A 12,487-nucleotide genomic window follows, 5' to 3' on the forward strand; every position below is an offset into this window, starting at 1 on the left:
ACCGGCGCATACTGGCGCCATGCGAGTCACCCACTTCCATCATTCGTGCGTGCTGGTGGAGTTCGCGGGCACCACGATCCTGTTCGACCCCGGCAACTTCTCGCACGGCTTCGAGGGCGTCACCGGGCTGGACGCCATCGTCGTCACCCACCAGCACCCCGACCATATCGATATGGCTCGGCTGCCGGCGCTCGTGGACGCGAACCCGGGTGCCACACTGCTGGCCGACCCGACCACCGCGGCGCAGCTCGGCGAGGGGTGGCAGGCCGCCGCGCCGGGGGACGTGTTCACCGTAGGGGCGGTCACCGCCCGCGCCACCGGCGGCCGGCACGCGGTGATCCACCCCGACATTCCGCAGATCGACAACACGTCGTTCCTGCTCGGCAACGACTCGAACCCGGCCCGGTTCATGCATCCGGGCGACGCACTGTTCGTGCCGGACGTCCCCGTGGACGTGCTGGCACTGCCGGTCAACGCACCATGGGCCAAGATCTCGGAGACGATCGACTACCTGCGTGCCGTCAAGCCGCGTCTGGTGGTGCCGATCCACGACGCGCTGCTCTCCGGCTTCGGCACCGGTATCTACATGAGCCGGCTGCAGGAGATGGCGGACCCCGCCACGGAGTTCCTGCCGTTCCCGGACGAAGTGGCCGTCGAGCTGACCTGAGCACCCTTCCGTCGATCCGCCGGTGAGAGCGGATACCACCCGGAGAGCTCCCACATCGCGGGATCCCGCAGTACCGACGCTCGGCCCGGCCTGATCCGTCGCGCCGTCCGTCGTGCGTCCCGCACTCCCGTCGCCGGGTGCCGTCCAACTCTGTCGGCGACGGCCGCGCACTGCTACCGTACCAATCAAGCGTTAGGTCTACACGGAGGTTGGCACATGGGCCGGAAGACGATGCCGCTCGACCGACTGCCCGAGCGCCTGCGGTCGGGGATGACGCTCGGGATCGGCGGGTGGGGATCGCGCCGCAAACCGATGGCGCTGGTCCGGGAGCTCCTCCGCAGCGACATCACGGACCTCACGGTGGTGACGTTCGGCGGACCGGACGTGGGCCTGCTGTGCGCGGCCGGGAGGGTCCGGCGGCTGATCTACGGATTCGTCTCGCTCGACAGCATCCCACTCGACCCCCACTTCCGTGCGGCCCGCGAGGCCGGGCGCATCGAGACCAACGAGTACGACGAGGGCATGTTCGTGGCGGCGCTGCGCGCGGGCGCGAACCGGTTGTCGTTCATGCCCACCCGGGCCGGCATGGCCAGCGACGTGCTGCGGATGAACCCGGGCCTGAAGACGATCCGCTCCCCCTACGACGACGACGAGTACGTCGCCGTTCCCGGAATCCGCCTCGACGCCGCGCTGATCCACGTCAACCGCGCCGACGAGGTGGGCAACGGGCAGTATCTCGGTCCGGACCCGTACTTCGACGACCTGCTGGCCATGGCGGCCGACGAGACGTACATGTCGGCCGAGCGGATCGTCCCCACCGCCGAGCTCACCACGGGCGCCACCCACCACACGCTGCTGATCAGCCGGTTGTTCACCACCGGGGTGGTCGAGACTCCGAACGGCGCCCACTTCACCGGCTGCGAGCCCGACTATCCGCGCGACGAGGCATTCCAGAAGCACTACGTGCAGGCGGCGGCCGACGAGCAGGCGTGGGCCGGGTTCAGCGACACCTATCTGTCCGGCGACGAGGCGGCGTACCAGGCAGCGGTCGCGGCCTTCCGCGATGCGCCGACGGGCGCCACGACGCCGGGAGGCAGGGCATGAACGACATCCAGGCGGCAGTGACCCGTGCCGAGGTGTGTGCGGCCGCGTGCAGCGACGCCTGGCGCGATTCGGGCGAGGTCCTCGCGCACGCCGTCGGCACCGTCCCCACCATCGGAGCCCGGTTGGCCCGCCTGACCCACAACCCCGACCTCGTGCTCACCGACGGCACGTGCTTCCTGATGGCGGAGCCGCCCCCGCTCGGCGGCGCCGCCGACGCGGGCGGTGTCATCGAGGGATGGGTCCCGTTCCGCGCCGTCTTCGACATCCTCAGCTGCGGCCGAAGGCATTCCATGATGGGGGCCAGCCAGATCGACCGGTACGGCAACCAGAACATCTCGGCCATCGGCGATTGGCGCAAGCCCGACCGGCAGCTGATCGGGGTACGCGGTGCGCCGGGGAACACCGCCAACCACCGCACCGACTACTGGGTCCCACGGCATTCCCGGCGGGTGTTCGTCGAATCGGTGGACGTGGTGTCCGGGGTCGGCAACGACCGTGCCGCCGCGGCCGGCCCGGCGCTTCGGTTCCACCACCTCGGCGTGGTGATCACGGACCTGGCGGTGCTCGACTACGACGGTGCCGGTCGGCTTCGGGTGCGCTCGATCCACCCCGGTGTGACGCCCGAGCAGGTCTCCGAAGCAACGGGATTCGACATCGACGTGTCGAGCGCGAGCACGACCCGCCGGCCCGACGAGCGCGAGCTCGAGCTGATCCGCACGGTGATCGATCCGAGCGGGCTGCGCGACCGCGAGGTACGGGGATGACCGGTGCCGTTCCGCAGACCATCCCGGCCCTGATCGCCGACGGTGCGGTCAGGTTCGGCGACCGCCTCGCGGTGGTCGACGGTGACGTCCGGCTCACGTATGTCGACCTCGCCGGTGGCGCCCGCCGAGCCGCGGCGGCATACCTGGCATCCGGTGTCCGACAGGGCGATCGGGTGGCGCTGTGGGCCCCGAACCGGTACGAGTTCGTGCTCGCCCTGCTCGGCGCCCAGCTGATCGGCGCCGCCGTCGTGCCGCTCAACACGCGCTACCGCGGCTTCGAGGCACGCGATGTGATCGCGCGGTCCGGCGCCCGGGCTCTGGTGCTGTGCAACGGCTTCCTCGACACCGATTACCTGCGGATGCTGCAGGAGGCCGCCGGGGGGCCGATCCCGGGGCTGGAGACCGTCATCGATCTCGGTGCGGGCGGCGAGGGCACCGTCGCGTGGAGCGAATTCCTCAGCCGCGCAGATGCAGTCGCCGCACCGATGCTCAGCGCGGCCATCGCCGCCGTCACCCCCGACACGCTGTGCGATGTGCTGTACACATCGGGCACCACGGGCCGTCCCAAGGGGGTGATGTGCTCGCACCGACAGACCGTGGGCATCGGTCGGACCTGGGCGGAGGGTGCGGAGCTGACCCCCGACGACCGATACGGGATCGTCAGCCCGTTCTTCCACGGCTTCGGCTACAAGGCGGGGATCATCGCGGCGCTCACCGCGGGCACATCCATCCACCCGGTGCTCACGTTCGACCCGCCGGGCCTGCTGGAACAGATCCAGCGCGAACGGATCTCGGTGCTACCCGGAGCCCCCACGATCTTCATCACGCTGCTGAACGAGCCCCGCCGAGCCGAGTTCGACCTGGGTTCACTGCGGTTCGCGACCTGCGGGGCGGCGACGGTGCCGGACAATCTGTTCCAGCGGATGCGCGACGAACTCGGATTCGACCGGGTGGCACAGGCATACGGCCTCACCGAGTGCATGGTCGTGACCATGACACGGCCCGGCACCCCGATGGCGGGGATCCTCTCGTCGACGGGCCAGGTCGTTCCCGGGCTCGAGGCCCGCATCGTCGACCCGTCCGGCGCGGAGGTCTCGCCCGGGACCGACGGCGAGGTGCTGCTGCGCGGCCCGAGCGTCATGCTCGGCTACCTCGACGACGAGGACGCCACGCGTGCGGCCATCGACGCGGGCGGCTGGCTGCACACCGGCGACGTGGGGCACCTGGACTCGTACGGCGGCCTGAAGATCACGGACCGGCTGAAGGACATGTTCACGGTCGGCGGCTTCAACGTGTACCCCGCCGAGGTCGAGAACACCCTCAGTGAACATGTCGACGTGATCGAGTCCGCGGTGGTGGGTGTGCCGGACGAGCGGTTGGGCGAGGTGGCGCACGCCTATGTGGTGCTCCGGCCTGGTGCACGCTTGGACGAGGCCGCGCTCACCGCCTTCTGTCGCGATCGCTTGGCGAACTTCAAAGTGCCGCGGAGCTTCTCGGCGGTAGAGCAGTTCCCCCGCACCGCTACGGGAAAGATCCTCAAGCGCGACCTCAGCCCTGCCTGACACCACGGCGCCGGATCGGCGCACGCTCCGGATCCGCGGGGCCGGACGGCGGGTCACGCTAGGCCCCGCGAGACCCGCCGTCTGTCCGCGCGTTCGGAGTGTGCGCCAGGAACGCCGGCCATTCCCCTCCCCCGTCGACGGCCAGCACCGCCCCCGTGATGTGCGAGGCGAACGGCGATGCGAGAAGCACACAGGCGTCACCGATCTCGCGCGGGGACGCGAAGACGCCGCGCGGGATGGTCGCGGCCACCCGGGCGGTCTGCTCCGCGTCGCCGTAGTGCCCCACGGCACCCGGCGTGGCGACGAGGCCGGCGCTGACGGCGTTCACCCGGATCCGCGGCGCCCACTCGACCGCCAGCGAGGTGGTCAGACTCTCCAGCGCGGCCTTCGCGGCGCCGTAGACGGCAGTGCCGGGGCTCGACCGGCGCGCGGAGATCGACGTGATATTGAGCAGTACGCCGCACGCATCGTCGAGCGCGGCGTGCGCCGCGTGGGCGACGTAGGCGGGCCCCAGGAAGTTCAACGCGGTCACCCGCTCGTACAGCCGGGGTGAGGCGGCGGCGAAGTCTGCGTACGGGCCCCCGCCCGCGTTGTTGACGACGACGTCGATCCGGCCGCGCCGGGCGAGCACGTCGGCGATCCACGCGCCGACCGAATCCGGCTCGCGCACATCGACCACCGAGTAGTGCACGGCGCCGTGCCGGGCACCGTCGTCACCCGGCTCCGACGCACTGCGCCCGGCGGTCTCGACCTCTGCACCGGCGGCACGGAACGCCTGGACTATCCCACCGCCCACCCCACCGCGCCCGCCGGTCACCAGCACCACGCGGCCGACCAGGTCGATCGTGATCGCCATCGCGCTCCTTCCGCACGACCACGCTACCAATCAATCGTTTGGTTCGGGGCGATCGTGGGAAGGTCGGTGCGATGGACTACTGCGCCGCGTACGCGGGCTCGCTGCGGAAACGGGAGACGCGCCCGTCGATCCCGCACAGCCGCCACATGAACCGGGACAGCGGGTTCATCAGACCCGACCGCTGGGCCATCATCCGTACGTCACCGAACACGTCGCGCTTCGTCGCCTGCGACTCCGGCGAGTGCCAGAAGATCTCCTTCTTGACCTCGCGCGGGATCTCGAAGCGGTCCCAGAACTGCTTGGGCGGCATCATGATCATGGTCACCATGACACGCATGGTGATCGGCAGCATCAGCGAGAGCACGAGCCGCGGCAGGCGACCGCGCATGGGAACCCGGTGCTCGAGCAGCTGGTGCGCGAACCCGATGTGCCGGGCCTCCTCTGCGACATGGATCTGCATGATGGCGGTCATCGCCGGATGCTGCACGGACGAGGTGCGCAGGAACTGCTTCTGCAGGTGGTCGATCGGCTCCTCGCCGCCGAGCACCATCATGTAGAAGAACAGCGGCGTCATGGTCGCGAACAGCGGCACGATCGGCGAGATCCGGCGCAGGAACAGGTTGCCGCCCGGGACGTCCACCCCGACACGGTTGACGAACTCCTGGAACATCAGCGTGTGCTGGCACTCCTCCTTCGCCTCGTGCGTGGCGTAGCGGAACTCCGGCGACCCGTTGGGCAGTGCGGCGGTGTACTGCATGATGCCGCGGATCAACATCGATTCGAACTGCAGCCCGACCTTGGCGACGTTGGCCTGACGCCACATGCCCATCTCGATCTGCTTCGCCACGGGCTGTGCCTGGTACCAGGGGTGCCGGCCGATCGGATCGGTGTGCGGATCGCAGATCCACCGCTCGTCGTCCGGGGTGATCTCGAGGTCCTTCGAGTCCCAGTCGATATCGAGGTACGGGTCGAAGTTCCGACGCACCGACGCCTCCGACAGGTCCAGCAGGACCTGCTCGTACTCGGCCTGTCCAGGAAACGGTCGTCCGTGCATCCGACCCATCTGGGTCAGCGGTCGCCGAGTGATGTTCATGAGAGCCACCGTCGGCCCCCTTTCTGCCCTGACGCGCGGACGCTCTAAGACTGCTCGTGCAGCTTCCCCGCCGACCGACGCTGGTAGACGCGCTACATGAGATGAAATCAGCGGAAGCCTATCATAAAATCAAGCTTGCATGAAGGTTTCTGTCGCGTGCCCGGCCCGCACCCGTCCCCGGTGCCGTCGCGCGTCCCCGAACAGCTGCGCCGTGGCGTGGGCGCGCTTGAAGTACAGGTGCGCGTCGTGCTCCCAGGTGATGCCGACCCCGCCGTGCAGCTGGATCGTCTCGGCCGCGACCTTCGCGAACGCATCGGAGCACCAGGCCTTCGCGACCGAGGCCCGCCGGATGTACCCGGGCTCCCGGTGCGCGACCGCCCATGCGGCCCACCAGGAGATCGAGCGCGCCGTCTCGACGTCCACCAGCATGTCCGCCGCACGGTGCTTGAGCGCCTGGAACGAGCCGATCGGGCGTCCGAACTGATGCCGCTGCCCGAGGTACCGCACCGTCCGGTCGAGGGCGGCCTGCGCGCCGCCCACCTGCAGCGCCGTCACCGCACACGCAGCCTCCGCGAGTAGCGCCTCGAGCCCCAGCCCGCTGCCGAGTGGGACCGCCTCCGTGCCGTCGAACGCGACCGCGGCCAGGTCCAGCGTGGGGTCGAGCGCCGGCGTCCGGGTCACCCGGGCACTCCCGGTCACCTCGAACAGCACCGGGCCCGCATCCGTCTGGCCCACCGCGAGCAGGACGCCCGCACGGCCACCGTCGACGACCAGAGTGGATACGCCGGCCAGGCGCCACGTCTCACCCGTCCGGCGCGCCACCAGCGGGGCGACGTCGGTGCGCCACCGCCCGGCACCGTCGGCCCACGCGAGGGCGCCGACGGTGTCACCGGCCGCCAGCCCGGGGAGCAGTCGCGACCGTTCCCGGTCACGCGCGCCCAGCAGCAGGGCGCGGATCGCGACCGCGGAGCCCAGCAGCGGCGTCGGCGTCAGCGACGCGCCGAGCTGCTCGAGCACGATGTGTGTCTCGAACGAGGTCGCGCCGGCGCCGCCGTACGCCTCGGGAACCGCGAGCGCGGCGACGCCCACCTGCCGGCACAGCGTCGCCCACAGCTCGGCGTCGTACCCGCCGCCCAGGAAGTCGCGCATATCCCGTTGCCGGGCACGCCGTTCCACAGCCGCACGCACAGCCGCGGCCAGTGCCAGCTGCTCGTCGTCGAGGCGGAAGTCCATCGTCACACCGCCGTCAGACAGTCGAGCACGCGGGCCCGGTGCTCTCCGACGGTGCCCCAGGCTCCGAGCAGCGCGCGGGTGCGCAGGTACCAGATGCTCAGGTCCGCCTCCTGCGTGTAGCCGATCGCGCCGTGGGCCTGCAGCCCGGCCGTCGCGGCCCGGGCGGCGGCCGTAGCGGCCGCGACCTTGGCGGCCGAGACCTCGCGCGGCGCGATCAGGTCGCCGGCCGCAAGCGCCTGCGCGGCGCCGTGGACCAGGGGGCGCGCGAAGTCCACTGCGACTCGCACATCGGCGAGCGCGTGCTTGACCGCCTGGAACTCCCCGATCACGCGCCCGAACTGCCGCCGCTGCCCGACGTATTCGACGGTGACGGCGAGCATCTGGTCGGCCGCGCCGACCAGCATCGCCGCGCACGCGAGCGCCGCGGTATCCAGACCGCGGCCTCGCACGATCGGATCCACTGGCGCCTCGGGCTCGGCCGCCACCACCGACCACGGCGTCCGCGTGGGATCGACGGACCACAGGCGCTCCCCCGGCGTCGCCGGCGCCAGACCCGTTGCGGTCAGCAGGAAGACGTCCGTCGCGAGCGCGCAGTCGAGCGCATACGGGGCCCACGGCGGGGCGGCGACGCTGACCCGGGCGCTCCCGTCCGCGATGCGAGACAGCAGGCGGCCGTCGGTCGCCACGACCGCCGCCAGGGCCGCCGTCTCGATCCACGGGCCGGGGACGCCGTGGCACCCGAGCCGCTCGAAGGCGACCACGAGATCGACCGCGGTGCCGCCGATCCCGCCGTAGACCTCCGGAACCAGCAGCGCGGGCACACCCATGTCGGCGAGCCGCGCCCACAGCGCCACCGCCGAGTCGGCCTTCCCGTCGGCGACGGCGCGATCCACCGCCGGCACGTCCGCCTCGGTCAGCAGGTCGTCGAGCGCCTCCGCGAAGGCCCGCTGCTCCGCGGTGATCCCGAACCTCATGCCCGCCCCCGGTCGCCCCGCGGCAGTCCGAGCAACCGCTCGGCCACGATGTTCCGCTGGATCTCGTTGGTGCCGGCGTAGATCGGTCCCGCGACGGCGAACAGGTGATCCTCCACCCAGCGTCCGCCGTCCGGGGCGTGCGGACCACGCAGCTCCTGCTCCGCGCCGAGCAGCTCGAGCGCGGTCTCGTGCAGGTCCACGTCGAGCTGCGACCAGAACAGCTTGTTCACGCTGCCCTCGGCCCCGACGCTGCCGCCGCCCGCGACGTGGTCGACCGTGCCCCAGGTGTACAGCTGGTAGGCGTGCGCCGCGATCCAGGCGTCCACGACTCGGTCGCGCAGTTCCGGTGCAGCGCACCCTCGTTCGCGCCACAGGCCGAGCAGCCGCTGCGCGGCGGCGAGGAACCGGCCCGGCGACCGGAGCGACAGGCCCCGTTCGTTCCCGGCGGTACTCATCGCGACCGACCAGCCCTGGCCGACCGCACCCAGCACGCCGTCGTCGGGCACGAAGACGTCGTCGAAGAAGATCTCGGCGAAACCCGCGTCACCGTCGAGCTGCCGGATCGGCCGCACGGTGACACCCGGCGCGTCGAGCGGGAACAGGAAGTAGGTGAGCCCGCGGTGCCGCCCAGCGGTGCTCAGTGCGCCCGAGTCCGGCGCGGTCGGGCCGGTGCGGAACAGCCCGAATCCGGCATCCGCGAACGGCGCCCGCGAGCTCCACGTCTTCTGGCCGGACAGGCACCAGCCACCGTCGGCGCGCACCGCCCGGCTGCCGATCGCGGCGAGGTCGCTGCCCGCCTCCGGCTCCGACCACGCCTGCGCCCAGACCGTGCTGCCGTCGGCGATCGCGGGGAGCAACCGCTCGCGCTGCTCGTCGGTGCCGTGCGCGAAGATGATCGGGGCGAGCAGCGAGATCCCGTTCTGCGAGATCCGCGTGGGGGCGCCCGCGAGGTAGTACTCCTCCTCGAAGATCACCCACTCGGCGAGTGACGCGCCGCGCCCGCCGTACCGCTCGGGCCAGGAGACCACCGACCATCGATCGGCCGCGAGGGTGGCCTCCCACGCGCGGTGCACCGCCGCACCGTCGGGCGTGTCCATCGACCGGAGCCGCCCCGGCACGTGCGCACGCAGCCAGCCGCGGGCCTCGGCGCGAAAGGCGTTCTCGGCCGCGGTGAACTCGACCATCGATCCGGTGTCCGCGACCCCGGTCACGAGCGCGCACCGTCCTCGCCCGCCGCCCGCTTGTTCGCCTGCGCCATCGCCCGCGCGTCGAGCCCGGCGAGCGAGTCGACCCCCACCTCCGCGTTGTGGGCGTGGGCCGCGTGGTGCAGGCCGAACGCGGAGTCCATCCCCGCGCGCATGCCCTGCAGGTCCTCGGCCTGGTTGACGGCCTTCTTCGTGAGCGCGAGGCCCAGCGGTGGCATCTCGGCGATCTGTCCCGCCAGGGCGAAGACGGTGTCGGCCAGCTCCGCGCGCGGCACGACCCGGTTGACCATTCCGAGCTCGCGCGCCCGCTCGGCCGGGAAGCGGGCACCCGTGTAGAGGAACTCCTTCGCGGCGCGGGGGTTCATCACCCACGGATGCGCGAAGTACTCCACGCCCGGGATCCCCATGCGCACCACCGGATCCGAGAAGAACGCATCGTCGGAGGCGACGATGAAGTCGCACGCCCAGGCGAGCATCAGCCCGCCCGCGACGCACGCGCCCTGCACCATGGCGATCATCGGCTTGGGGATCTCCCGCCACCGTCGGCACATCCCGAGGTACACCTCGGACTCGCGCGCGAACCGCGACGCCACGCCCTGCTTGCCCACGTGGTCCCAGTGGATCACCGCGCGCCGCTCGAAGGAGACGTCGATGTCCCGCCCCGGCGTCCCGATGTCGTGGCCGCCGCAGAAGTGCTTCCCGGCCCCCGCCAGGACGATCACGCGCACCTCGTCGTCGTCGACCGCGGCCACGAACGCGCGGTCGAGGGCATAGGTCATCGCCGAGTTCTGTGCGTTGCCGTACCGCGGCCGGTTGAGGGTGACCACGGCGACGGGGCCGCGCACCTCGTAGCGGACCACATCGTCGGCCGAGTCCCCGCCCGGCGCCGCCTCGGTATCGGTCATGTTCACCTCCGGTGGGTGAAAGTCGTTAGGAATCATCGAAGCACCCGAACTCTACCAAGCATTCGATTGGCTTGATAGGGTGAGCGGAGATGCCGGTTGAGCAGCACAGTCGGCCGATCAGGAGGCGTGATGGACCTGTCCGAATCACCGGCGGACGGCGAGTTCCGCGACGAGGTGCGGACGTGGCTCGCCGAGAATCTGGTGGGCGATTTCGCCCGGCTCGCAGGCATGGGCGGATCCGGTCGCGAGCATGAGGCATTCGCCGACCGCGTCGAGTGGAACCGGCACCTCGCCGCCGCGGGCTGGACCTGCCTGGGCTGGCCCACCGAGCACGGCGGCAGGGGACTACCCCTCGCGCAGCAGGTGATCTTCCATGAGGAGTACGCCCGCGCCGACGCCCCGGCCCGCGTCAACCACCTCGGCGAGGAGCTGCTGGGCCCCACCCTCATCGACCACGGCACCCCGGCGCAGCAGGCGCAGTTCCTACCCGACATCAAGGCTGTGACGCAGCTCTGGTGCCAGGGCTACTCGGAGCCCGACGCGGGCTCGGACCTGGCCGGGATCCGCACCCGCGCGCGGCTCGACGGGGGCGAGTGGGTGATCGACGGGCAGAAGATCTGGACGTCGCTGGCACGGCAGGCGCAGTGGTGCTTCGCGGTCGTACGCACCGATCCCGGGTCGCGCCGGCACGCCGGGCTGTCGTACCTGCTGGTTCCGATGGATCAGCCCGGCATCGAGGTACGGCCGATCGTGCAGCTCACCGGGACCTCCGAGTTCAACGAGGTCTACTTCACCGGCGCGCGGACCGCCGCCGACCTGGTGGTGGGCGCACCGGGCGACGGCTGGCGGGTCGCGATGGCCACCCTCGGCTACGAGCGTGGCGTGTCGACGATCGGCCAGCAGGTCGGCTTCGCCCGCGAACTGGCGGCCGTCGAGGCCGAGGCGCGCAGGAACGGCGCGTACGACGACCCGGTGCTCGCCGACCGGATCGCCGACGCCACCGTGGGACTCGAGGTCATGCGCGCGCACGCCATGCGCACGCTCGCAGCAGAGGAGGTCGGCTCGGCCCGCAAGACGGCCTCCGGCCGCGAGGTCTCGGTGGCGAAGCTGCTGTGGTCGCGTTGGCACCGCGACCTCGGCGAGCTCGCGATGGCCGTGCGGGGCGCGCCGGGTCTGACGGTGGCCGCCGACTACCGGTTGGACTCCGCGCAGGCCCTGTTCCTGTTCAGTCGCGCCGACACCATCTACGGCGGCTCGGACGAGATCCAGCGCAACATCATCGCCGAGCGCGTACTCGGCCTCCCCAAGGAGCCGCGCCCGTGACCGCGCCCCGCGTCGCCCTTCCCGAGCCGGATTACGTTCCGCCGCACGACCTCCTCGCCGGACAGGTAGTCGTGCTGACGGCCGCGGCCGGCGCCGGGATCGGGGTCGCCACCGCCCGCCGCTGCCTCGAGGAGGGAGCGCGGGCGGTGGTGATCAGCGACACCCACGAGCGCCGGTTGGCCGAGACCGCGGCGATGCTGGTCGCCGATTTCGGTTCCGGCCGCGTGGCAGCCGCCCGGTGCGACGTGACCGACCCGGCCCAGGTGGAATCGCTGCTCAATGCCGCCGAGCCCTTCGGCGGGGTGGACGTGATGATCAACAACGCGGGCCTCGGCGGCACGGCGTCGATCCTCGAGATGACCGATGAGCAGTGGGCGGCGGTACTGCGCGTGACGTTGGACGGGACGTTCCACTGCGTGCGAGCGGCAGGCCGACGGATGGTGTCCGCGGGGACCCAGGGCGTGATCGTCAACAACGCCTCGGTCGTGGGCTGGCGCGCCCAGGAGGGGCAGGCCCACTATGCCGCCGCCAAGGCCGGGGTGATGGCCCTGACCCGTTGCGCCGCCATGGATCTCGCCGAGCATGGGATCCGCGTGAACGCCGTGTCACCCAGCCTCGCGACGCATCCCTTCCTCGCGAAGGTCACCACCCCAGAGCTCCTGGCCGAACTCGAGGGCCGCGAGGCGTTCGGCCGCGCCGCACAGCCGTGGGAGATCGCCAACGTCATCGTGTTCCTGGCCAGCGGATACAGCTCCTACATGACGGGCGAGGTCGTCTCCGTGAGCAGTCGACATCCCTGAG

Annotated in this window: 12 protein-coding genes; 6 read left to right on the forward strand and 6 right to left on the reverse strand. The window is 71.3% G+C overall.

All coding sequences use genetic code 11. The annotated features are described in order from the left end of the window. Positions 1–19: 19 nt before the first annotated feature. The 4 genes from ABD908_RS12865 to ABD908_RS12880 all read left to right on the forward strand — a co-directional run bounded on the left by ABD908_RS12865 (position 20) and on the right by ABD908_RS12880 (position 4,097). Positions 20–667, forward strand: coding sequence for an MBL fold metallo-hydrolase (locus ABD908_RS12865; protein WP_344996158.1), 648 nt, complete (start codon positions 20–22; stop codon positions 665–667). A gap of 216 nt (positions 668–883) precedes the next feature. Beyond that, positions 884–1,771 carry a CoA transferase subunit A gene (locus ABD908_RS12870; protein WP_344996161.1) on the forward strand — a complete coding sequence of 296 codons (888 nt, stop codon included), beginning with the start codon at positions 884–886 and terminating at the stop codon, positions 1,769–1,771. Continuing rightward, on the forward strand, positions 1,768–2,535 hold the full coding sequence (locus tag ABD908_RS12875; protein ID WP_344996164.1) for a CoA-transferase subunit beta: 768 nt from the start codon (positions 1,768–1,770) through the stop codon (positions 2,533–2,535). Before ABD908_RS12870 ends, ABD908_RS12875 begins: the two co-directional genes overlap by 4 nt. Beyond that, positions 2,532–4,097 (forward strand): AMP-binding protein, encoded by a 1,566-nt coding sequence (locus tag ABD908_RS12880; protein ID WP_344996167.1) that lies wholly within the window; start codon positions 2,532–2,534, stop codon positions 4,095–4,097. Before ABD908_RS12875 ends, ABD908_RS12880 begins: the two co-directional genes overlap by 4 nt. Positions 4,098–4,155: 58 nt before the next feature. Here ABD908_RS12880 and ABD908_RS12885 read toward each other — a convergent pair whose 3' ends face one another. From ABD908_RS12885 to ABD908_RS12910, 6 genes are all read right to left on the reverse strand, one after another. Continuing rightward, positions 4,156–4,953, reverse strand: a complete 798-nt coding sequence (locus ABD908_RS12885; protein ID WP_344996170.1) for an SDR family oxidoreductase — start codon at positions 4,951–4,953, stop codon at positions 4,156–4,158. 76 nt (positions 4,954–5,029) lie between these two features. Then, positions 5,030–6,046 carry an AurF N-oxygenase family protein gene (locus tag ABD908_RS12890; protein WP_385922821.1) on the reverse strand — a complete coding sequence of 339 codons (1,017 nt, stop codon included), beginning with the start codon at positions 6,044–6,046 and terminating at the stop codon, positions 5,030–5,032. 129 nt (positions 6,047–6,175) lie between these two features. Continuing rightward, on the reverse strand, positions 6,176–7,279 hold the full coding sequence (locus tag ABD908_RS12895) for an acyl-CoA dehydrogenase family protein (protein WP_344996173.1): 1,104 nt from the start codon (positions 7,277–7,279) through the stop codon (positions 6,176–6,178). A gap of 2 nt (positions 7,280–7,281) precedes the next feature. Next, complete coding sequence (locus ABD908_RS12900; protein WP_344996175.1) at positions 7,282–8,253, reverse strand: acyl-CoA dehydrogenase family protein; 972 nt, start codon at positions 8,251–8,253, stop codon at positions 7,282–7,284. Continuing rightward, the gene (locus tag ABD908_RS12905) at positions 8,250–9,437 is read right to left on the reverse strand and encodes an acyl-CoA dehydrogenase family protein (protein WP_344996246.1); all 1,188 of its coding nucleotides are present in this window, start codon (positions 9,435–9,437) and stop codon (positions 8,250–8,252) included. Before ABD908_RS12905 ends, ABD908_RS12900 begins: the two co-directional genes overlap by 4 nt. Before the next feature lie 23 nt (positions 9,438–9,460). After that, positions 9,461–10,363: an enoyl-CoA hydratase gene (locus tag ABD908_RS12910; RefSeq protein ID WP_344996178.1), complete on the reverse strand. Its 903-nt coding sequence runs from the start codon at positions 10,361–10,363 to the stop codon at positions 9,461–9,463. A gap of 129 nt (positions 10,364–10,492) precedes the next feature. Between ABD908_RS12910 and ABD908_RS12915 the strand changes: the two genes are divergently transcribed. Both ABD908_RS12915 and ABD908_RS12920 read left to right on the forward strand, forming a co-directional pair. After that, positions 10,493–11,686 (forward strand): acyl-CoA dehydrogenase family protein, encoded by a 1,194-nt coding sequence (locus ABD908_RS12915; RefSeq protein WP_344996181.1) that lies wholly within the window; start codon positions 10,493–10,495, stop codon positions 11,684–11,686. Next, positions 11,683–12,486 (forward strand): SDR family oxidoreductase, encoded by an 804-nt coding sequence (locus ABD908_RS12920; RefSeq protein ID WP_344996184.1) that lies wholly within the window; start codon positions 11,683–11,685, stop codon positions 12,484–12,486. Before ABD908_RS12915 ends, ABD908_RS12920 begins: the two co-directional genes overlap by 4 nt. Position 12,487 lies beyond the last annotated feature (1 nt).

Source organism: Tsukamurella soli, from assembly GCF_039541155.1.
In the GTDB taxonomy this organism is placed as follows: Bacteria; Actinomycetota; Actinomycetes; order Mycobacteriales; family Mycobacteriaceae; genus Tsukamurella; species Tsukamurella soli.